The 23036-nt window shown below is 46.8% G+C and carries 20 protein-coding genes; 1 reads left to right on the top strand and 19 read right to left on the bottom strand.

All coding sequences use genetic code 11. The features are described 5' to 3' along the window. Positions 1-4: 4 nt before the first annotated feature. The 15 genes from WMO65_RS02700 to WMO65_RS02630 form a co-directional block, all read right to left on the bottom strand. Positions 5-1336, bottom strand: coding sequence for a sensor domain-containing diguanylate cyclase (locus WMO65_RS02700; protein ID WP_148391458.1), 1332 nt, complete (start codon positions 1334-1336; stop codon positions 5-7). 64 nt (positions 1337-1400) lie between these two features. Next, entirely contained in the window at positions 1401-2654 is a 1254-nt protein-coding gene (locus WMO65_RS02695) for a hypothetical protein (protein WP_148391459.1), read from the bottom strand. 206 nt (positions 2655-2860) lie between these two features. Further along, positions 2861-3340 (bottom strand): 23S rRNA (pseudouridine(1915)-N(3))-methyltransferase RlmH, encoded by a 480-nt coding sequence (rlmH, locus tag WMO65_RS02690; RefSeq protein WP_033140295.1) that lies wholly within the window; start codon positions 3338-3340, stop codon positions 2861-2863. Beyond that, positions 3337-4053 (bottom strand): DNA alkylation repair protein, encoded by a 717-nt coding sequence (locus tag WMO65_RS02685; protein ID WP_242849966.1) that lies wholly within the window; start codon positions 4051-4053, stop codon positions 3337-3339. Before WMO65_RS02685 ends, rlmH begins: the two co-directional genes overlap by 4 nt. 61 nt (positions 4054-4114) lie before the next feature. Then, positions 4115-5509: an NADPH-dependent glutamate synthase gene (gene gltA, locus WMO65_RS02680; protein WP_349063614.1), complete on the bottom strand. Its 1395-nt coding sequence runs from the start codon at positions 5507-5509 to the stop codon at positions 4115-4117. Continuing rightward, positions 5509-6396 (bottom strand): sulfide/dihydroorotate dehydrogenase-like FAD/NAD-binding protein, encoded by an 888-nt coding sequence (locus WMO65_RS02675; protein WP_033140297.1) that lies wholly within the window; start codon positions 6394-6396, stop codon positions 5509-5511. Before WMO65_RS02675 ends, gltA begins: the two co-directional genes overlap by 1 nt. 122 nt (positions 6397-6518) lie before the next feature. After that, positions 6519-7646 (bottom strand): chitobiase/beta-hexosaminidase C-terminal domain-containing protein, encoded by a 1128-nt coding sequence (locus WMO65_RS02670; protein WP_033140298.1) that lies wholly within the window; start codon positions 7644-7646, stop codon positions 6519-6521. A 33-nt stretch (positions 7647-7679) separates the two neighbouring features. Then, entirely contained in the window at positions 7680-10214 is a 2535-nt protein-coding gene (locus tag WMO65_RS02665) for an FtsK/SpoIIIE family DNA translocase (RefSeq protein ID WP_033140299.1), read from the bottom strand. Positions 10215-10250: 36 nt separating this feature from the next. Next, positions 10251-11126 (bottom strand): undecaprenyl-diphosphate phosphatase, encoded by an 876-nt coding sequence (locus WMO65_RS02660; protein WP_148391460.1) that lies wholly within the window; start codon positions 11124-11126, stop codon positions 10251-10253. A 147-nt stretch (positions 11127-11273) separates the two neighbouring features. After that, positions 11274-11978, bottom strand: a complete 705-nt coding sequence (locus WMO65_RS02655) for a ClpP family protease (protein ID WP_033140301.1) — start codon at positions 11976-11978, stop codon at positions 11274-11276. 122 nt (positions 11979-12100) lie between these two features. Next, positions 12101-12679 carry a hypothetical protein gene (locus tag WMO65_RS02650; protein ID WP_148391461.1) on the bottom strand — a complete coding sequence of 193 codons (579 nt, stop codon included), beginning with the start codon at positions 12677-12679 and terminating at the stop codon, positions 12101-12103. A 530-nt stretch (positions 12680-13209) separates the two neighbouring features. Continuing rightward, positions 13210-13938, bottom strand: coding sequence for a YebC/PmpR family DNA-binding transcriptional regulator (locus WMO65_RS02645; protein WP_033140304.1), 729 nt, complete (start codon positions 13936-13938; stop codon positions 13210-13212). Continuing rightward, a complete protein-coding gene (locus WMO65_RS02640; RefSeq protein ID WP_243128768.1) occupies positions 13908-15254 on the bottom strand; it encodes a hemolysin family protein in 1347 nt (448 codons plus the stop codon). The genes WMO65_RS02645 and WMO65_RS02640 overlap by 31 nt, the downstream gene beginning before the upstream one ends. A gap of 150 nt (positions 15255-15404) precedes the next feature. Continuing rightward, entirely contained in the window at positions 15405-16637 is a 1233-nt protein-coding gene (locus WMO65_RS02635; protein WP_148391463.1) for a M17 family metallopeptidase, read from the bottom strand. Between the two features lie 100 nt (positions 16638-16737). Next, positions 16738-17955 (bottom strand): helix-turn-helix transcriptional regulator, encoded by a 1218-nt coding sequence (locus WMO65_RS02630; RefSeq protein ID WP_033140307.1) that lies wholly within the window; start codon positions 17953-17955, stop codon positions 16738-16740. 161 nt (positions 17956-18116) lie between these two features. Here WMO65_RS02630 and WMO65_RS02625 point away from each other — a divergent pair, with 161 nt between their 5' ends. Beyond that, positions 18117-19088, top strand: coding sequence for a uroporphyrinogen decarboxylase family protein (locus tag WMO65_RS02625; RefSeq protein ID WP_158587324.1), 972 nt, complete (start codon positions 18117-18119; stop codon positions 19086-19088). Here WMO65_RS02625 and WMO65_RS02620 read toward each other — a convergent pair. From WMO65_RS02620 to WMO65_RS02605, 4 genes are all read right to left on the bottom strand, one after another. Further along, on the bottom strand, positions 19081-19431 hold the full coding sequence (locus WMO65_RS02620) for a type II toxin-antitoxin system PemK/MazF family toxin (protein WP_018594007.1): 351 nt from the start codon (positions 19429-19431) through the stop codon (positions 19081-19083). The two genes, WMO65_RS02625 and WMO65_RS02620, sit on opposite strands and share 8 nt — an antisense overlap. A gap of 152 nt (positions 19432-19583) precedes the next feature. Then, positions 19584-20720, bottom strand: coding sequence for an alanine racemase (gene alr, locus WMO65_RS02615; protein WP_033140309.1), 1137 nt, complete (start codon positions 20718-20720; stop codon positions 19584-19586). After that, a complete protein-coding gene (locus WMO65_RS02610) occupies positions 20717-22219 on the bottom strand; it encodes an NAD(P)H-hydrate dehydratase (protein ID WP_148391464.1) in 1503 nt (500 codons plus the stop codon). The genes alr and WMO65_RS02610 overlap by 4 nt, the downstream gene beginning before the upstream one ends. Before the next feature lie 99 nt (positions 22220-22318). Further along, positions 22319-22963, bottom strand: coding sequence for a redox-sensing transcriptional repressor Rex (locus tag WMO65_RS02605; protein ID WP_033140311.1), 645 nt, complete (start codon positions 22961-22963; stop codon positions 22319-22321). Between the last annotated feature and the right edge of the window lie 73 nt (positions 22964-23036).

Here is a 23036-nt window from a genome sequence, read left to right as displayed (position 1 = left end):
GACATTAATGATGAATCTGTCTCTTCTCCTCATACATCCGCTGGTCTGCCTGGCGAATCAGCGCCTCCGCATTTTCCTGTTCCTCAGGGTAGCGCGCATACCCGATACTCACATGGGGATGCAGGGTACATTCGGGCAGTATATATGGACGGCCAATCTCCTCTTTCAGTCGTTCTTTTAGTTTTTCATAGAATTCGTCGCCTTTTCCACCGGCAGCCAGTACCGTAAATTCATCTCCGCCGGTACGAAATGCCAAATCCTCTTCAGAGAGGCATTTTTGCATACGGGCTGCAGACTCTTTTAAAAACTTATCGCCGATATCGTGTCCAAAACGGTCATTGATCTGTTTAAACCTGTCCATATCCAGATAGTATAATACGCAGGGACGATTCTGCAGGACGAATTCCTTTAAGCAGTTCATAAAATATCTGCCGTTATGCAGGCCCGTCAGCGGGTCCGTATTGACCAGCTTTGCCAGCTCCTTTTTTTGCTCTGCGCTGGTCAGTATGCCGTTGATGACCATGACTGCCAGAACGAGTATGAGACTGCAGACAATGGATTCTATCCATATGTATTCCATGGGAACCCATCCTTTTTTGGGAATTATGCTCAAATGCCATGTACCGTTTGGAACCTGAATCACATCCTCCACGGCATCCGTCACAGAAAAGTCCGCGTTCTGTATGATATTCTGCACCTTGCCTGTATCCGGATGGATCCGCCATATTTTATATTTGTATCCCTGTCCATTCAATGACTTTAAATTTATCTCGTCAAATATCTCAGGCACATTGAGCACAACAATGCTGAATCCCCAGAATGTTTTCTGCCCATCCTCATCTGTCAGATATATGGGATTTCTCGCCACAATTCCCATGCCGCCCTGTGAAAGTTCATATGGGCCTGCCAAGGTCATTTTTCCTGTGTCCCTGGCATACTCTGCCTCTGTTTTCCTGTCAGGATCACTGAACAGGTCGCCGAAGGCTTCCTCGTTTCCCTCCAGGGGATATACATAGGTCACATTTCCATCCGGTGCCAGCTGCAGGCTTCTGATAGAGGCATCCTTTTCGTAAAGACTTTCAGCTGCCTTATCAAAATTTACCGCCTCGCCATGGTTGCTGGTGACGATCACTTCCAGTGCTTTTGTGGTAAACAATTGGGAATCAATGGCATACTGCAGTTTACTGATTTCTCCCCTCAAAACATATCTGGCATTGCGCATGCTGCTGTTCTTCTGATACATGTACAGACATACCACCATGCAGACAGAAGCAAGCGCCAGAGTAACGGATATTCCTGTAATCATCCATCGTTTTTTCTTACTGTGTTTTTCCATCTTTTTCCCTTCTTCAAGGTGACGTCCGGATCTGTTTCGTCTATTTATGAACTGTTGCCGTATACTAATTATTTTCCAGTTCAGCAAGAATCTCCTCAACCGTATAGTACGCACCAGTTTCATATCCCTGCGCTGCCTTTGACATATCATATACTTCATTTAACGCGCTGTTATAATCTTCCTCTGTCATTTCGACACCATTCCAATAATATTTGTAGATAAGATTGCCGTTCTCATCTACCTGAAGGCTGCTATTATCCTCCGCGCCGTAATTTCCTTCCGCGATCAGCGTCATCTGTCCATCAATGATACAATACACCAGATCATAATATCCATCCATCACCCCATCGGAATTACAGAGCAGATTTTCTCTTTCGATATATGTAAAATTTGTCCTGCGGAGATGTTTCTCATAGGTCTGTCCGTTGGCATAGGTGACGATTCTGCAGCCCGCAGCTTCGCAATTCCCTATGACTGCCAATTCAGGGATATCATCATCATTTACATATATAAGCTGATAGCCTGCAACGCCTCCCTGTCCGTAGGTGTTATGGATATAATCCGCAAATGCCTGTTTCCAGGCTGTATCTGCTTGAGAATCATCCGGCTCATCTGTCTGGGGGATTTCTGCATAATCCGTGTCCTGATAAAGAAAATCTAAAATATTCTGAATCGTCTTTTCCATAACATCCGCATTCACTTGTTCTGACAGACCAATATCCAGAGTAAACCGGCCCTCTGCACTTCCGTAATATAATCTGGCTTCAGAATACACACCCTTTGTCCTGTCATCCGGCAGATAACTGCAGATAATGATAATATCGTCATAACCATCCTGGTTATAATCAGGAAAGGAGACAGCTTCCACTTTATGAAAGGTTTCCTCTTTTCTGGTATTGGACTGGTTCATTCCCGAAAGTACAGCAATAACCTGCTGGTTTTGGGACACCTTAAATTCAGCATCTCCATATGGCATCTGTGATGTATCAGGCAAATAAGAGGCAAATGTCACATTTCCAAGTGGTATTAGTTCTGTATCAAAAGTCTGCTCCTGGATCAGACGCTCTGCTTCTGGTTTTTCTTTTGGCTTTTCTGCCTTTGGAGCCGTTTTAACATCTTTTTTGTCCTCTTTCTTTTTATCTTCTGTTTTATCGGTATCCTTTTTTACAGGATTCTTTTTATCAATATCCGGTTCTTTTTCAGGTAATTCAGCGGCAGGCCGGGGTTTCTCTGATTTTTCTTCTTTTTTCTGGCCGCAGGCCGATAGGATACAACAGAATATCAGAGTGCAGAGTAACATCACTTTCTTTTTTCTCATGCGTTTGTCTCCGTTCTTTTTAATAAGAATTGCACATATCCCTGTTTGTCATTTCTTAGTCCATATTATACCCATAATCTGTATCGGAAACAACTACTATTTCTCGTATCATATAACTATCGTCCGGCCAAAAAAGTATCCAAATCTGAGAAAAGGAATAACAGACCGCTTAGTCTGCCATTCCTTATATGCTGACCGTTCAAAATTCATTTGTGATAAGGCTGCCCACTCATGATCCGGTAACTCCTGTAAATCTGTTCCAGCAATATTACCCGCATCAACTGATGCGGAAATGTCATTTTGGAAAAGCTGAGCGCAAAATCCGAGCGTTTCAGCACCTCTTTTCCAAGTCCGATGGAACCGCCTATGACAAAAGTGATATGGCTCTTCCCCTGTATTCCAAGACTCTCTATCTTTTGGGAAAGTTCAACAGAGTCCAGCATTTTTCCATTGATCTCCAGTGTAATGACGTAGGCATCTTCCCTGATGCATTTTAGAATGCGCTCGCCTTCTTTCTGGCGGATATTCTCCTCCACAGTCTCGCTGGCGGCATCCGGTGTTTTTTCGTCTGCCACTTCCAGGATTTCCAGCTTGCAGTATTTGCTCAGACGCTTTGTATATTCGGCAATGGCGTCACGATAGAACTTTTCTTTGATCTTTCCAACAGTAAGTATGGTGATCTTCATTTTCCTGTATCCTCCCGCTTCCATTTCAAAAGTCTGTCCTTTTCCTCTTTTGACACCCGGTAGGATTCCCTGATCTTCTGAATGGATTTATTGTGTGTAAAGGTATCCATGGTATCTGTCTGCAGAAATGCGGCGGTCTTCTCCGGAAACTTCACATAGCAGACAGAGACTGCCCAGGCTGCCGCCATCTGCACATAATAGGCATCACTGTCTAAATGGTTGCATATATCCAGCAGACGGTCAATATAATCCTCTGTCACAAAATGGTCAAGCATAGATACCAGAGCAAAACGAATCTCATATTCTCTTTCTGAGCTGAGATATCGCTCCAAAAAGGCGAACCAGTAAGCAGAATCCTTTCTCATAAACTTATAAGTAATACAACTGCAGTCACAAATGGCCCAATTATTGATTTTGGGCACAAAACGCGCCAGTGCCTGCGTCTGCTCCTCCCGCTCCATTTTCGCATATCCGATCACAATACCCTGGAGCATCAGTTCTTCATAACAGCTATCATCCGCTTTCTCTAAAAAACCGGCATAGTCCTCCCCTGCGATCTTCTTTGCCATTTTCCGGAGCTTTGGCAGCCGGACCCCCATCATGGTCGTCAGACCCGGTATCAGGGATTCCTGAAATTTTTTGTAGTCCTTATCAGCCGACTCTCTCAGTTCCTCTCTTATTGCTTCTATCATGATTTCCCTTGTGTTCTCCATTTTCCTCCATACAACTGAAAAAAGAGCCGCCACGTCCGGTGACGGCTCTTTGTATGTTTAATTAATTATTTTTTCCTTTGATGAATTCGTCGATTCCCTGTGCAGCGGATTTTCCTGCGCCCATGGCCAGGATAACCGTTGCGGCACCTGTCACGGCATCACCGCCGGCGTAAACACCGTCTTTGGTTGTTTTGCCATTTTCCTCATCAGCGATGATACATTTTCTCTTGTTTGTATCAAGGCCGATTGTGGTGGAAGAAATCAGCGGGTTCGGGGAAGTTCCCAGGGACATGATAACTGTATCCAGTTCCATCTCAAACTCAGAACCCGAAATCTCTACAGGACGTCTTCTTCCTGACGCATCCGGCTCGCCCAGTTCCATACGAACACACTTCATGCCTCTTACCCAGCCGTTTTCATCTGCCAGGATCTCTGTAGGATTGCACAGAAGGTCAAAGATAATTCCTTCTTCTTTTGCGTGATGTACTTCTTCCGCTCTTGCAGGAAGCTCTGCTTCACTTCTTCTGTATACAATATGTACCTCAGCGCCGAGACGAAGAGCTGTTCTTGCAGCATCCATTGCCACGTTGCCGCCGCCTACAACGGCTACTTTCTTGCCCATTTTAATAGGTGTGTCATGGTCGTCGCGGAAAGCTTTCATCAGGTTGCTTCTTGTCAGGTACTCATTGGCAGAGAATACACCGTTGCTTATCTCACCCGGAATGCCCATGAACATGGGAAGTCCTGCACCGGAACCGATGAATACAGCTTCAAAGCCTTCTTTTTCCATGAGCTCGTCGATCGTGGTGGATTTACCGATAATCACGTTCGTCTCAATCTTAACACCTAACGCTTTTACATTTTCAACTTCCATTTTAACTACTTTGTCTTTCGGAAGACGGAATTCAGGAATACCGTATACCAGTACACCGCCCGGCTGATGAAGTGCTTCAAAGATCGTTACATCGTAACCCATCTTAGCCAGATCTCCGGCGCAGGTAAGACCAGCAGGTCCGGCACCGATCACTGCAACCTTATGTCCGTTTTTCTCCTTCGGAGGTTCCGGTTTGATTCCGTTTTCTTTTGCCCAGTCAGCAACAAAACGCTCCAGCTTACCGATAGAAACCGGTTCGCCTTTGATACCGCGGATACACAGACCTTCACACTGTGTTTCCTGGGGGCAGACACGTCCGCAGACTGCCGGAAGGGCGCTGGACTGGCCGATCACTTTGAATGCTTCTTCAAAGTTGCCCTCTTTTACTTCTTTGATAAATCCGGGAATGTCAATGTTTACAGGACATCCCTTGACACATTTTGCATTTTTACAGGTTAAGCAGCGGGCTGCCTCTTCCATTGCTTCTTCTTTGTTATATCCATAGCAAACCTCTTCAAAGTTTGTTGCTCTCACCTTCGGGTCCTGTTCTCTTACAGGAACTTTCTTTAATACGTCACCCATTATTCGTCACCTCCGCAGTTTCCGCATCCGCCGTGATGGGTATCCCCCTCACGAAGTTTTAATAATGCTCTTCCTTCTTCTGTCTTGTACATCTGCTGTCTCTTCATTGCCAGATCCCAGTCAATCAGATGACCGTCAAATTCAGGACCGTCCACGCATGCGAATTTCACTTCACCGCCGACGATAACACGGCAGGCTCCGCACATACCGGTTCCGTCAACCATGACCGGATTCATGGAAACGATAGTGGGCAGATTCAGTTTCTTAGTTGTCAGGCAGCAGAATTTCATCATGATCATGGGGCCGATCGCAACACATTTTGTATAGGTCTTGCCTTCAGCAGTCAGGTCTTCAATTACTTTTGTTACCATTCCGTGACGTCCATATGTACCATCATCTGTGGTGATGTATAAATTTCCTGCTACTTCTTCCATTTCCTTTTCCAGGATGATCAGGTCTTTGGTCTTGGCACCTACAATGACATCAGCGTCAATGCCGTGCTCGTGCAGCCATTTTACCTGCGGATATACCGGTGCGGTTCCAACGCCGCCGGCTACAAATAAAAGTTTTTCTTTCTTTAACTCTTCCAGATCTTCATTTACAAATTCAGATGGACATCCTAACGGACCTACGAAATCTTCAAAGAAATCTCCTGTCTGCATTTTAGCGAATTTTTCGGTGGAAGCACCTACCGGCTGGAATACGATCGTAACAGTTCCTGCCTCTCTGTCATAATCACAGATGGTAAGCGGAATTCTCTCCCCTGCATCGTCTTTTTTCACGATGACGAACTGTCCGGGTTCACAGTGTTTTGCAACCCTTGGTGCGTCAACAACCATGAGATATACTATCTCATTGAGCTTTTCTGCTTTCAGAATCTTGTACATAATGTCCTCCTCACAACTCCAAATATGGTAATTCTATTGCTATAGTCGCTCTTTTTAGTATAGAGCAAAAGTAACAAAAATTCAATCCGAATTTTAGAAAAATTTCCAATTTACTTTATAAATCATTGATAAATGACATAAGTTGCACTTGCCGGACTGCTTATTTTTCCGTTTTCATCCACTAAGATGGCGGAAAATATATTTTCTCCCACAGGCATGGCAACCGGGCCTGTATATTCTGTGCTTTCGGTGGTAGGTGTTTCATTAAATTCATAATATGCGGTACATCCCTTCGGCACATATACTTTAATTGTCATGGAGTCCTCATACTGACCGGAGGCGGGTGTGATCCTGGGAGCGTCCGGCGCCTTGAATTCTATGGTGTAGGTCATAAGGCCGATGTCACTGGGAATGCCTTTGGCGTTATACGCCACATATTTCAGGGTATACTCTCCCTCCTCCTCCAACATGATTCCGCTGGCGGAGTCATACAGTTTGCTGGTGGTATCCGGGTCTTTGCCGTCCAGAGTATAATATATTTTGGTTCCGTCTTCAATCGCGCTGAAATCCACTTCCTCTTTGCTGTCATAGGTTCCGCCGTCCAGTGAGATAACCGGAAGGGTACTGATATAGGAAGAATAGCGTTCCTTTACCTCTGTGCTCTCACAGTCATCCATCAGCTCCTTGATCTTTTTGACCTCCCCCTGTTTCTCGTACAGGCGGAGCAGTTCCCCATAGGCACTGACACTGTCGGGAGCCTTGGCGATGGTGGCAATGAGAATCGCCAGCGCTTTCTCCTCCTCCTCATTTTTCAGATATATCTTTGCCTGCAGAATGTTGGCTTCTGTGCTGTCAGGCTGCAGATTCAGGGCACGTTCCAGGTATTTCAGAGCTGAGTCATAGTCCTTGTTGCTGAACTCAGACTCAGCTTGGGCCATCTGGAAATCAAAAGAATTGTACTGCTTCTGATAGAAGATCACACCTGCGCCCACAGCCAGCACACATACCCCGGCCACAGTAAAGCCCACAGCCATACGCCTTTTCTTTCTGCGCTTCATCTCCTGTTCCTGGCGTCTCTTTTCCCGGAGCGCATGCTCCTCTTTTTTCTTCTTCTCTTTTTCCTGTATCTCTCGCTGCTGGATAATCGTTTCCAGCGTATTATATTCCGGCACCCATTGAACTTCTTTGCCGCATACGGGGCAGAACAATATGCCATCTTCAAATTCTGTACCGCAGTTCGCACACTTCATGTAAATACCTCATTTCTCATCTATATCAATATTTTACAAATACTCTTCTATATACTGTTCAAATTCTTCCTGGGACATAAGGACTTTTCTGGGTTTGGTACCTTCCTCCTCGCCCACTACGCCGGCTTCACAGAGCTGGTCCATGATTCTTGCTGCCCGGTTAAAACCAATCTTAAATACACGCTGGAGCATACCGATGGAGGCCTTGTCCTTCTCAATGATGAACTTGCCGGCGTCGGTAAAGTAGGCATCCCGGTCATTTCCACCGGATGCAGCTCCTGCCTGATTGGCGGAAGCATCTTTGGCTGCTTCAATTTTGTCCTGGATCTCCTGGCTGTAGACATGGGCAGGATTCTGCTCCGCTAAGAATTTCACTACAGCCCCCACTTCCTGGTCACTGACAAAAGCGCCCTGTACACGGGCCGGCTTCTGGTAACCCTGCGGGTAAAATAACATGTCGCCTTTGCCCAGCAGTTTTTCCGCGCCGTTCATATCAATAATGGTCCGGGAATCCACACCGGAGGATACGGAGAACGCGATTCTGGAAGGCATGTTTGCCTTGATCAGGCCGGTGATGACATTGACGGAAGGCCGCTGTGTAGCGATGATCAGATGGATTCCCGCTGCACGGGCAAGCTGTGCCAGGCGGCAGATCGCATCCTCCACCTCACCGGGCGCTACCATCATAAGATCTGCCAGCTCGTCCACAATGATAACGATCTGCGGCATCTTTTCCGGCTTTCCTTCCTCTTCAATATCCTTAATTTTGTCAACTTTTGCATTGTATCCTTTTAAATCCCTGACATTGTACTCTGCAAATTTATTATAACGGTCTGTCATCTCCGCAACTGCCCAGTTCAGGGCACCTGCCGCTTTCTTGGGGTCAGTGACCACAGGGATCAGCAGATGGGGAATCCCGTTATACACACTCAGCTCCACAACCTTGGGATCTATCATGATCAGCCGTACCTCTTCCGGGGTGGCTTTGTAAAGGATACTCATAATCAATGTATTGATACATACGGATTTACCGGAGCCTGTGGCGCCTGCAATCAGCAGATGGGGCATCTTGGCAATATCGGCAATGACCGGCTGTCCTGCAATATCTTTTCCCGCCGCAAATGCCAGCTTGGATTTGCACGTGGAAAAAGCCTCGGACTGTATCAGTTCACGAAGCATAACTGCACTGTTTGTGGCATTGGGGACTTCGATTCCGACGGCGGCTTTGCCGGGAATGGGTGCCTCAATACGGATATCCGTTGCTGCCAGGTTCAGTTTGATATCATCGGTCAGGCTGACAATTTTGCTGACTTTAACGCCCTGTTCCGGCTGCAGCTCATAACGCGTAACGGTCGGACCGCAGCTCACATTGGTCACTGTCACATTGACCCCGAAATTGTGCAGTGTCTCCTGCAGTTTTTTGGCTGTGCTGCGAAGATGCGTGTCAGAATCACCTTTTCCGCCGGTTCCCTTTTTCAGCAGTGAGACGGGAGGAATTTCGTATTCCTTTTTTATCTCCTGTTCCTTGTCCGCGATCTCACCCTTTATGTTTTCAATACCATCCTCGATCTCATCTTTTGAGGAACGCGTTTTTTTCGCGGAACCTGCTTTTCGGGGCTTTTCCTCCACAACAGGTTCTGCCGGTATATCTTCCACAATCTCTTCCACCTCTGCCGGCGCTGTGTCGGAACGGTGGATAGGGAAAGCATTTTCTGGTTTCAGAAGGATATCATCTGCCGGAATCTCCTCTGCCGGTTCCGTCAAAGCTGCCTCAGCCGCTGCTGCTTCCTTCCGGATAACACTTATATTTTCAGCAGCCGGATTGGCTGCAATGCTGTCTTCGTTCTTGTTTCTTCTTGTTTTCAATTTTAAAGGTTCGGATTCTTCGTTTTTCTCTCCGTGTTTTGCTCTTCTTCCTGTGACAGGTCTGTCTTTCTGCTCTGCCGCGTACTGTTTTCTGCGGGCATGTCCTGCCTTCGCACTGCCGTACACGTGGGTGCTGCCCTTCTTAAGAAGCGCGAACATGGATTTTTGTGTGATCAGTATCAGAGCAATGATCATTGCAATGATAACGATCACATAAGTTCCGACCGTGCCAAACGCTTTTCCGAAGATATTGCAAAGAAGTCCTCCCAGAATACCTCCGCCGGTCTGGTACGTGGACGAAATTTTATAATAATCCATAATGGAAGTTCCGCCGAAATAGCCGTCCGTTAAAAGCTGCATCAATGCGCAGGCAGAAATGAACAGCAAAAGAAAGCCTGCCATTTTCCGGTAAGCTTTCGGATTTCTGTTATTTGATATGACAAAGGATACGGCAAGGAATAAAAAGATAGGGAATATGTAGGCCACCAGGCCGAACAGTCCGAAGAAGACTCCGCTGACTGTCTTTCCTACCAGGCCTCCCATGCCGAAATTGCTCAGTAACAGCAGGATGGAGCCTGCCAGTGTGATCCATAATATTATCTCAGTATACAGGCCGATGCCCTCGTCCTGTTTTTTCTTATTTCTGCTTCCAGAGCGGGTGCCCGTCTTTTTTCTTGTGTTGTTTTTTTTCGTCGCTGCCATTTTCCTGACTCCCCTTATAGTTCCTGCGGTTTGCACCTACAGGACAAAATTACACGTTACAGCAACAATTCCGATGATAAAACAGTAAATACTGAAATACCGGAATTTTTTGCGCTGTATCAGCCGCAGCATTGTTTTGATGCAGAAGTACCCCGCTGTTCCTGCAAGAACGGCTGCCGCCAGATATTCCCCAAACACGGGAAGTGTGACTCCCGAGCCGGGTATGTCCTTCAATTCCAGGACTGCTGCCCCCAACACAGCCGGAATGGACATGATAAATGAATATTTTACTGCAAATTTTCTGTTGAGACCGCAGAGCAGACAGGCTGCTATGGTCATACCGGACCTGGAGATTCCCGGAAATACGGCGATTCCCTGAAAAAAGCCGATAGCCAGCGCGATCCAAAAGGATACATCTTTCGGTATTTTGTCACCTGCCGGGAAGAAGTCCACCACCAAAAGCAGGATGCCGGTGATAAAAAGCCCAACCCCGGGTGCCAGCAGATTGCTGCCGGCTGTTTCCACAACATTCTGCAGAAGCAGGCCCACAATCGCAGTGGGAATTGTAGAAACCGTAATAAGCAGGATAAATTTACGATAATTGGAGGACACGATCTTCCTATAACGCCTGGCATCGTGTTCTCTTCTGTTGTGTGACCATATTTTAATATTCTGAATGATATCATAGATCATTCCGCAGCCGTCCAGGATCAGCTTCTTAATGTCCTTCCAGAACGCGATAAAAATAGCTGTCAGCGTTCCCAAATGTAAAATCACATCGAACAACACGCCTGTATCGGTATTGATGTTTAATAGATTCTGCATAATAGCCAGATGCCCGGAACTGCTCACCGGAAGGAATTCTGTGATTCCCTGCACCAGTCCAAGCAGAAGTGCCTGTAATAATGACATGTGGTCAACCTCTTCATATGTATTTTCTCCATCTGATTCCTGTGTACAGCGCACAGATGGAGTGATAAACTTTATCAAATGTTTATTTTATCATAAAATTGCATTTCACACAACTTAAAAGTCTTTACAAAATTTAAGAATTTTCGATCAGGCGTCTTTTTTCTTATTTTCTTCTATGAGTTCATACAGTTTTTCCAGAGACTGGGAAATACCGCCCACTTCATCTATGAGACCTTCTTTTACGGCCTCTTCGCCCTCCAGCATAGTGCCCACATCCTTGACAAGCTGGGTGGGATCCAGCATCAGTTCTTCGATACGCTCCTGGGTCATTTTGGAATGGGAAGAGACAAAGCCTGTGATACGGTCCTGTATCTTTTCTATGTTTTTATAAGACTGCATCACACCGATAAACATTCCGTTGCTCCGGACCGGATGGATCACCATGGTGGCAGAGGGCACAATAAAAGAGTAATCCGCAGATACAGCCATAGGCACACCGATGGAGTGACCGCCTCCAAGCACCAGGGAAACGGTCGGTTTGCTCAGGGACGCGATCATCTCCGCAATTGCCAGCCCTGCCTCCACATCTCCGCCTACCGTGTTCAGCAGGATCAGCAGGCCGTCCACGTCCTTGCTGTCTTCAATGACAGCGAGCTTTGGAAGGACATGTTCGTATTTTGTTGTCTTACTGTTGTTCGGCAGGGATTCGTGGCCTTCCACCTCGCCTATGATGGACAGAAGATGGATGTGATACTGTTTTTCATTATCCGATAAATCAAGCTGCCCCATATCTTCTATCTGTTCATTCTGCTTTTCTGTTTTCTCCAGTTCATTTTTCTTTTCTTCAGACATAAAAGTACCTCCAAGATTTTATTCCTGGAGGTAGGATATGTAATTTGGTGATTATTATGCATAGCCCGGGTCAGAGCAATGTGCTGCATTTTATTCTGTTGATATTGCAGGCTGTGGCAAAATTATTTCTTCTTTTTTCTCTTATCACGGGCCGGATCAAACCATAATCTGGAAGGATATCTTTTTAGATAGCGGTTAATACTGGGTTGGAAATTCATGATGATACAGCAGATATATGCCATTATAATAAAAAATGCTGTAAGCCATGTTGAAATCTGCATATTCGGATATAACAGTATATATTCCTTTGTGATCCAAAGCGCAAAGGCACCACCCAATGTGGTAAAAACAGTACCTCCGATTTTACTCAGTCCGCCAATATATTCGCCCATCATCACAGCAACCGGCATAATTATAGGCGTGAGAATACGTCTGTCTCTTCCGAAACGGATTGAATGATTGGTTAGGGGATAATGCATATACAGTTCAACAATACTGATTATAAAGCTGATAAGCCAGGCTATGAGAAGTATGTTCTGAAACACATTAAATACTGAAATGATCTTACAGGTTTTCTCTGAATGCAGGTCTTCAAATTCTATCTGCTTCTGTCTGTTGTACTCCTCCACCATCCGCTTGACTTCTTCCGGCTCATAGGCCAGTCTGTCTTTTAAATCCTCGGATTCCTTTTTATCCTGCATATGCTCACCTCCGTTCAACCTTTTACAAAGTTCTACCACCCCTGGCGAAGATGTTCCAGACATTTTTCATACACGTCTTTTGAATACTCAAATTCTACATAAGAGAATATGGAATCCACAAAGCAAAATATAACCAAAAGGGTTGCTATCAGTAATTCCCTGTCCTCCCAAATGGACTTTTTCTTTTTCCGCAATAGGATTATTTCTATAATATAAAAAATACTCAGACTGCCATAGAGGAAAAATACCACGTAATAGTACAATTTCCGGTTCCATAGCTGCCCGGTTTTCAAATAATAAAGAAGAATTGTCGGAGGAATGAAGAAAAGCAGCCCTACAATCCTTTTAAATATTTTTTTCTGTTTTGCTTCCATAGACTTCACCTGTCCAAAATGCCATTTACTGATTCGCCTATTCCTATATTGATATCATACCATTTCCGCACAATAAAGTCCAACAGATGTAAATACAAAAATACCCCTCTGCACAGTTCCCTGCGCAAAGAGGTATTTTATATTCAGCGTATTTTATCACTCGTCCCAGTTATGCCATACATACTGTACGTCATCGTCATCCTCAAGCAGATCCAGTGTTCTCTGCAGGTTCTTCACATCCTGCTCATCGGAGAGTTCCACATAGGTCTGGGGGATCATGGCAACATCGGCTTCTGCCATGGGGATGCCCTCTTTTTCCAGGGCTTCACGGACAGCACTGAAATCATCCGGAGCTGTGAGGACCTCAAAGCTGTCCTCCTCCTCGGAAAAGTCTTCTGCGCCTGCGTCCAAAGCGATCATCATAAGGTCGTCTGCGTCCATCTCACACTCTTCTTTGTCGATGATGATCTGGCCTTTTTTATCGAACATAAAGGATACGCATCCCGGTGTTCCGATATTGCCGTTTCCTTTTGTGAAAGCACTTCTCACATTGCTGGCTGTACGGTTCTTGTTGTCTGTCAGGGTCTCCACAATGACAGCCACACCGCTTGGGCCGTAGCCTTCGTAGGTGATGTATTCGTAGTTGTCCGCATTGGCATCGCCGGCTGCTTTCTTGATACCGCGGTCAATGGTATCGTTTGGCATGTTGTTTGCTTTTGCCTTTGCGATCACATCGCGGAGTTTACTGTTGTTTGCAGGGTCCGGGCCGCCCTCTTTTACGGCTACCACGATTTCCCTGCCGATCACGGTAAAGATTTTACCTTTTTTTGCATCATTTTTCTCTTTTTTATGTTTTATGTTTGCGAATTTTGAATGTCCTGACATTTCTCTTCTCCTTCTTTTTTGGGCAGTTTTTCTACCCTTACTTTTTGTATTGTATTATTTTCCACCCCAAGGATGGTAAATAAATATCCATTTACCCTGACTTCCTTATCCTCCTGCATATTCGGTATATGCCCGAGTAAAGAGGTCAGATATCCATTTAATGTCTCATAGTCTTCATCCTCAAAATCAATGTCCAGTACCTCTCCCACCTCTTCCAGCGGAGTAAGTCCTTTCATCAGATAGGAGTCATCAAGCTGCTCCACAATAAAATGGTCGTCTTCGTCATATTCGTCCAGGATATTGCCCACAATCTCTTCCAGAATATCCTCCATGGTCACAATGCCTGAAGTCTGTCCGTATTCATCCACCACCACAGCCATGTGGATTTTCTTGGCCTGCATCCGTTTGAACAGATCATTGATGCTTCTGGTTTCCGGAATATAGGAGGCCTCCCGGATCAGATCCGGTATCTGGCCCACGGGCACATCCCCTTTGTTCTCAAAGGTCATCTGTTTCATGGCATCCTTCAGATGCAGAATGCCGATAATGTCATCAATATCCTCCCTGTATACTGGATATCTGGAATTGCTTCCGTTCAGCATATAGGAAAGCGCTTCTGCCAGAGGAGTATTTACCTCTATGGCGCTGACATTTTTCCGGTGAGTCATAATATCCTGGGCTTCCTTGTCGGAAAACTCCATGATATTCTGAATCATTTCCGCTTCATTTTCTTCAATCACACCCTGTTCATGGGCATCATCCACCATTGAAATGATCTCTTCTTCTGTCACATCTTCTTCGTTATGATGGGGATCCACACCCAGCAGGCGCACCAGTCCGTTGGACAGCTTCATAATCAAAAACGTAATCGGATAAAACAGCTTCACGATCAGCCGTACCAGTCCGGCTGTGCGGTAAACCCATTGATGGGGATTACAGGTAAACAGTTTCTTGGCGGAAATCACGCCCACAGCCACAAGCAGGATCAGCACCAACAGCACCACGATCACAACGCAAATGCCGCGCAGTAAAGCGTCCGGTATGTAGGAAAATGCAGATACCCCGTTCAGTGCCGTATACATGTATGGAACAATCTCACGGATTCCCACATACCCGGCCAGGATACTGAGAAGCGTACCGACCGTAAGGATGGTATTGACCACCATAACCGGGTTGTTCACCACATCCAGGAGCCAGCGGGATTTTTTGTCACCCTCCTGCTGCCTTTTCTCCACTTCACTTTCGCTTACTTTCTGTATGGCAGAGCCAAATCCATATAAAATTCCGTTAATGATGATGAATAATAGAAAAACCATTACCGCCCATAAAGGACTACTCCCGTCATCCATATGATTAAAAAATTCCTTCTTTCTTCCCTCATATTTGCCCTTTTTGCAGGGCTGTCCTATATTAAGATACCATTTTCGTGCACAGCAGTCAAGAAAAAAAGAATCCCCCGAAGAGGTTCACATCATGAACTCTCCGGGCAATTCTTTTTCAACAAAGGCCGCGATCGCGGCTATATCCGCCCCGCTGGCTCCCTTTTCCATGTAAAGCGTATCCTCCCGGTTCACAGAAGGGCCTGCTGCGTCCAGATGGATCCAGCGCACGCCTTTTCTCAATATATTCCGCTGAAATGCAAGTGCTACGCTGAGATGCTTTTTCCGGCATTCCGGCCACGGCAGTTCATGGTAGATATGGTCCAGCGGCAGTGCGAATGCCGGCTCTCCCAATCCCTGGGCAGTAAAACGGAACCGTTCCCCCGTCTCCTTGTCATTGCTGAAAATACCTGTGACAAAATCCCCATATTCCGCTCTGCAGGCATAGGTAAGGGAGGATAGGTCGATCAGCCACACAGCGCCCATATTCTGGGCCCGAACCATGGCGTCAGCCAGCATGATCCGGCTTTTTCTCCGCGCGGCGCAGAGTTTATTTTGACGTCTGTCCCATACCCCCTCATCGGAGGCAGTTTCCGTAAAACTCAAAACCGCGATGATGTTTTTTCCTGTCTTGCTTCCGGCCAGGATTTCAAATACAGACAGCATGTCCGCAGCTCCGCACAGGTCAAAACAGATATCCTCCTGGGCGTCGTGATAGGCATGGTACAGCTCCTCTTCTATTCCGTAAAAAATGCTTCTTCCGATCAAAGCCACAGCCCCCATACATGAGCCGCAGTTATAATGCAGGGTAACGGTACGCACCCCTGCCTCTTTGACCGAATCGCAGGGCACGCCAAGGGATTCGGCCAGCTCCTCTGCATATTGGGCCATCTTCTCAACATTGATATGCCGGAAAGGAAGGTTGCCCAGGGTTCTGGCATGACCGATACAGACAGCCTCCCTCTTTCCCTCTGTGACGGCGGACAATAAATTTTCTGATGAAATAATATAAAAGATACCATCACCATAGTCACACAGCCTGTCCCTGCACTGATATACCGTAGCCGTTTCCAATTCTTCCAGCGCATTTCCGCAAAAATGGTAGGCGCCCTGATACAGACATCGTATGATCATCTTCACCAGCTCCCGCTTTCTCTGAAAGCTCAGACCGCCGGTATCCATAAATATGCAGTGGCAGCCCCTGCGCTTTCTTCCGAGCTGTTTAAACTGCCTGCACAGCGCCGGAATGCTGGCATATCTGGGAATGACAAAATCTTCCCAGACCGCACTTTCAGATCGCTCCATATACGTGATTTCCATTTCTTATCTCCCCGTGACTCATCCATAACCAAATATAACTCATTATATTTTCTAAACGCTTTGCAGGCAATGGACAAATCCCACATATCCGGTGGATTATTTACACAGTATGGGACTGCCGGTACTGCATGGGTGTCATTCCTGTGATTTTTTTAAACACACGGAAAAAGTAATGACAGTCTTCATACCCCACTCTCTCTGATATTTCCCTGATATGCAGATGCGTTTCCTTTAAATACTCCTTTGCCTTCTCCACACGCAGCCTGGTAATGTAATCCACCGGGGAATGGTGCATTTCCTTTTTAAAGATCGCGGAGAAATAATTGGGATTCATACCGTAGCGCTCTGACAGCAGATTGATGGATATCTCTTCACAGTAATGCTTTTTTATGTACTCCTCTGCCAAAAGGACCTTGTCTCTGGCCCTGGAATCCGAACGCCTGCGGCCGTTCTGGAATTCTGCGGCTATGTTCCAGATATAGTCAAATATCTCATCCATGGTGTACATTTTATCCAGCACATAATAGCTCTTCAGAAGCATATCCGCATCAATGGCGCCCCGGATCTCCGGTTCATAATACTGCATGAGAATGCTCAGGGTCCTTACCCATAGAATCCTGATATAGGACATGCCGTACTTCTTGACCATATCCTCGGAAAAAAGGGTGTGCAGCATTTTCCTGCTTTTCTCTGACTGCCCCTGCTCCAGATATTTCTCCAGCATGTGAAACCTGACAGCAGGCAGCTTCTTTGTCCGGAAAATATACTCATCCTCGTAAAAATATAAGTTGGAGCACCCATATGCGATTCTGCGCTCCAAAGCAATTCTGGCCTCCTCCAGATTCTGCAGGCAGACCCTGTCGGTCAGACTGCTGACACCTACAGTCAGGTATACACCTTTTTGTTCTCCGAGAACGGTCTTCAGCCGGAGAAAAATCTGTTCAGTCTCCCTGCGCAGACTTCTCTTGTCTCCTCTCTCATAAAACACCGCGTAAATCTGGCTGGAACAAGTCAGGCTGTTGGCAGAAAGTATCCCACACTGCGCCGGCATCCTGGTGACAAGTTCCCTTGTGTAGTCTCTCAGTCTCCTTTCCTCTTCCCACCAGCTCTTGCTGCCGCACACAATGACACAGATGTCGAGAACCGCAAGATAAAATGCCAGGTCTTTGCCGCCGGAAGTCAGTTGGGAATATAAAGGATACTTCTGTCTGATAAAAGGACCTGTTTTGGGTTCATGAACCAGCAGGTTCACCTCCCGGTCCAGTTCAAAACCATACTCTGCACCTTTGGCTCCCGTATCTTTATGGATCGTTTTCATTTCACTCCCTCCTTCCCGCTCTTACAGTCACTTTATTCTATATCTATTATACCATGGAATGCAGCAGAAAAAGTTCCAAAATCAAATTTTGAATAAATCATTGTTTTTATAAAATTCTGGTGTATAATGTAAGTAACCAATATTGGATGGGAGGTTTTTATATGACACCAAAAGAAAATTTCAGAAAATTTTTTCAGCACGAACGCGGTGAATGGTTTCCCAGTTTTTTTACAGACGCTAACCTGTCTGTCTTTATAACGGGAATGGATGAGCGTGCGCCCCATAACCAGTCCGGAAAAGATTTCTTCGGATGTACCTGGGTGTATGATCCTGTGGGAAATGCAGCCGTGCCTGACACCAGTGTTTTGCCGGTTCTGGATGATATCTGTGACTGGAGGGAAAAAGTAGTCTTCCCTGATTTGGACGCCGTAGACTGGGAGGCAAGCGCAAAGGCAGACAAGGTGGACCAGTATGACCCGGACAAATTCAATTATTCCATGCTTCTGGAAGGCCCCTTTGAACGTCTGCACACACTCATGGGCTTTGAAAACGCCCTCTGCGCCATGCTGACAGACCCGGAGGAGGTAAGCGCCTTTTTCGACCGGCTTACAGAGATGAAATGCAGAGAACTGGACATTCTGAAAAAGTACTACCTCACAGAAGCCGTATGCTTCCATGATGACTGGGGCACGCAGAAAAACATGTTCTTCTCCCCGGACATCTGGCGCAGCCTGATCAAACCGCAGATTAAAAAAATCGCAGCCCACTGTCACTCTCTCGGCATGTTCTTCGATATGCATTCCTGCGGCAAAATGGATCAGATCATAGCGGAGTTCCCGGAGATCGGCATAGATTCCTTCCAGGGACAGGGCATCAACGACATTGTGGGGGCAATGAAAAAGACAGGCAGAAGCCTGTCCTATAACATCACACCAAAGTATCAGGACCTGGAAGCCCAGGCGGCAGCAGGAAACCTGACAGAGGAGGAAGTCAGAAGCCATATCCGGGAAGAAGTTTTATCCTGTGCAAAGAACGGAATCTATACAACTGCCTTCGTCCCGGTAAAGACCTGGTGGTTCCCCATCGCCATGCAGGAGGCGAAAGCCTGCGAAAAGGAAATTTTCACTATGTAGTGGGAAGTTCCAGGCTCACGCACAGGGCATGATTGACTTTCTTCAGTATTTCCGCATCCAGATGGCATACCTTGTCTTTTAATCTTCGTTTATCAATTGTGCGAAGCTGCTCTAACAGGATAACGGAATCCTTCACGATCGCGTAGGAGGATGCGTCAATCTCTATATGGGTGGGCAGCTTCGCCTTGTTCATCTTCGATGTTATGGCCGCACAGATCACTGTGGGGCTGTGTTTATTTCCGATGTCATTCTGAATGATCAGCACCGGACGGATTCCGCCCTGCTCACTTCCGACCACCGGCCTTAAATCCGCGTAAAAAATATCACCTCGTTTGATAACCACACATTTCACACTCCGATTTTTTTCTGTTCAGATATAATTCTTCCCAATTCTCTCGTGTGTATTCCATGGTTTTTCTTGTTTTTTACTTTTCTGAAGCCGAAAGTCCTCCAAACAGCTGAAAAAACGGTGCGCAGGCACGTCCACACGGCCGGCTACTGCCCGGAAACGTACAGACGCGGCACACGTTTGTTGATGCAGCAGGCAAACTCATAATTGAAACGGCCGGATATCTCCCCCAGCTCCTCCATTGTGATGCACTCCTGCCCGTCTCTTCCGATCAAGGTCACTTCATCTAACTCTTCCGCTTCCGGAATATCTGTCACATCTGCCATGAACTGATCCATACAGACGCGTCCGATAATAGGCGCGCGCCTGCCTCGTATCAGCACGCTGCCCCTGCCCGACAGCCCTCTGCAGTACCCGTCCGCATACCCCACGGGAATCGTGGCCACCCTGGTCGGACGTGTTGTGACAAAGGTACCGCCGTAACTGATCTCCACACCGGGTTCCACTGTCTTTATGTATACAACTCTGCTTTTGAGAGCCATAACCGGTTTTAAAGGCACCGGCTCCTTTTCCACCTGGTCGGATGGATACAGGCCGTACAGAATAATGCCTGCCCTCACTGCATCCATGTTCGCCTCGGGAATACGGATGATACCTGCGCTGTTGGAACAGTGCTTCAGAGGCACATGTAGCCCCTTCTCCTCCAGTGCATGGACAAATTTCAGGTATCTCTCAAGCTGCACATACGCCGGTTCCCTGTCCGTCTCATCGGCTCTGGCAAAATGTGTGAACAGACCTTCTACTTCAAGGCCGGGCATCTCTGCAATCTTCAGAATCTCCGGTACATCATGCTGTAAGTCGCGATAGCCGATACGGGTCATGCCTGTATCCAGCTTAATATGTATCTTTACTGTTTTGTTCAGCCGCTTTGCCGTGTCCGATAAATCCTCAGCCATCTTACCGGTAAAAACGGTTGGACGGAAATCGTTTTTGATGATCGTCTCGTAATCTTCCAGGAAGGTATATCCAAGGATTAGAACAGGCTTTTTGATGCCGCCCTCCCGAAGAGCAAGTCCCTCTTCCACACAGGCCACTGCAAATCCCCAGATATAGGGCAGTGATTCTATGTGTTCGGCAATGGGAAGCGCTCCGTGTCCATAGCCGTCCGCTTTGAGTACGGCTATGATCTTCGTGTCCTCATGGATATTCTTCTTCATATTTTCCAGATTATAGGAAACCGCATCCAAATCTATGGAAACGTAAATCCTGTTTGGTGTCTTCATAAAACTGCTCCTCTTTTCTTCAAGATCTCCGCTGCCTGTGTAATGATATCCCCGGCAATCATGCTGTACTCACCTTTTTGGGCGGCGGCCATATCCCCTGCCATACCGTGGAAATAAACGCCGAGAGCTGCCGCCTCCCTGGCTGAAAGTCCCTGGGACAAAAATCCCATGAGGATGCCAAAGAGCACGTCCCCGCTTCCCGCTGTTGCCATACCGCTGTTGCCGGAGGTGTTGATAAATATCTCCTCGCCGCCGTCGGAAATGACGGTACGTGAATCTTTACACACGACTGTCAGGTGATATTTCCCGGCAAAACGTTTTGTCAGGTAAAGAGGCGCTTCCTTCCACTCCTCCACAGATACCCCGGAGATTCTGGAAAACTCACCCAGATGCGGTGTCACAAGGACCGGTGCCGGATATTGGGACAGCACTTCCATTCTGCCGGCCAGCAGATTCAGGCCGTCCGCGTCGATCAGCAGAGGTTTTCTGCCCTCCGCCAGTATGGTATACAAAATATCTTCCGCCTGCTGTCCTGTGCCGAGTCCCGGTCCTACCCCGATCACATCAGCCCATGCAAGCCCTTCCCGAATCTGTTCTTTTCGGATCTCTTCATCGTCATAAAAGCTGTACATGGCCTCCGGCAGCATTGTGGTCAGTGCCTGACGGTTCTCTTCCCTGGTATGTACCTTTATCATGCCTGCGCCGGCCCTAAGAGCCGCACAGGCGGAGAGATATGCCGCGCCGCTTATATCCCGGCTGCCGGCTGCCAGGAATATTTTCCCGAAAGTCCCTTTGTTCCCGTCCGGTTTTCTCGCCGGAATCCGGCACAGATCCTTCTCCTCACAGCTCTGTATGGACAGTTCAAAATCATTCTGAGGCAGCCTGTAGATTCCGATATCAGCCGTCCTTACCTTGCCCGCGCAGGATGCGCCCGGGTAGAATAAAAGACCTGCCTTCTCATAAGCAAAGGTGACTGTCACATCAGCCTTCACTGCGCAGCCCAGCACTTTCCCCGTATCAGCACTGATACCTGAGGGAATGTCCACTGCCATGACCTTTGCCCCTGACCGGTTCAGAGCTTCGATGGTGTCCCTGTATTTTCCGCCCACTTCCCTGGACAGGCCTACACCAAAGACAGCATCTACTATAGTAGTATATTCAGCAGGTACTGCATTCTTGACAAAGGATATATGATAATTTTCTGCAATTTTCACTTGCTTTCTCATTTCTTCTGTATAATGGTCCTTTTTTCCAAGTATACAGATATCTGCCGAGACACCTGTCATATGGAGTATACGGGCCACCGCTACGCCGTCCGCACCGTTATTTCCGGTACCGCAGAGCACCAGAACTCTTTTCAGAGGAAAATTTTCCTCCCGAAGTGCCTGACAGACACTCAGAGCTGCCCGCTCCATAAGTACCAGGGAGGGAACCCCGATCTCGTGGATCGTGTATTCATCCAATAGCTTCATCTGTCCGCCGGTTACGATTTGTTTCATATCATACACTCCTCTCTTATTCCGGTATGAATCAGGGACGTCTGTCAAACCTTCCTGCAGAGCAAAAGGCCGCCGCAAAAATTCCGCAGCAGCCTTTTCTTACTTTTTATGTTCGGTCACATAACAATTCAGGTTATAAGACAATCGCATGAGGCTCTCAGAAAGGTGTACATTTTCCACGATGACATCCTCCGGGACCTCCAGATCCAGATGTGCGAAATTCCAGATGGCTTTGATTCCGTTTTCCACCAGCAGGTTGGCTGTCTCCTCCGCGTTATTCTTAGGCAGAGTCAGCGCTGCTATCTGAACATCATTATCCTTCAGATACTGGGGAAGTTCATCCATCATAAGAATTTCGTTCCCACGGATAGAGATACCTTTCAGAACCGGATTCACATCAAATATACCCACCACTTTAAATCCGCGCTTTTCAAACTGTACATAATTGGCCAGTGCCTGTCCCAGATTGCCGGCTCCGATGATGATCATGTTGTGGGTCCTGTCGAGCCCCAGGATCTTGGCGATCTCTGTGTACAGGTACTGCACATTATAGCCGTATCCCTGCTGCCCGAATCCTCCGAAATTGTTCAGGTCCTGGCGGATCTGGGATGCGGTCACGCGCATCTTGCTGCTCAGCTCGTTTGAGGAAATACGTTCCACACCATCTTCCAAAAGTTCTCCTAAATATCTGTAATATCGGGGAAGTCTTCTGATGACTGCTTTCGATATGCATTTTTCGTCCACGACTTTACCCTCCTTATGTCTAAGTTTTCTGTTTCATATAGGAATATTATATATAATTGTTAAAATAAAGTCA

The organism is Blautia caccae, from assembly GCF_040095955.1.
Lineage (GTDB): Bacteria > Bacillota > Clostridia > Lachnospirales > Lachnospiraceae > Blautia > Blautia celeris.
This window is presented reverse-complemented; position numbering and strand designations above follow the sequence as displayed.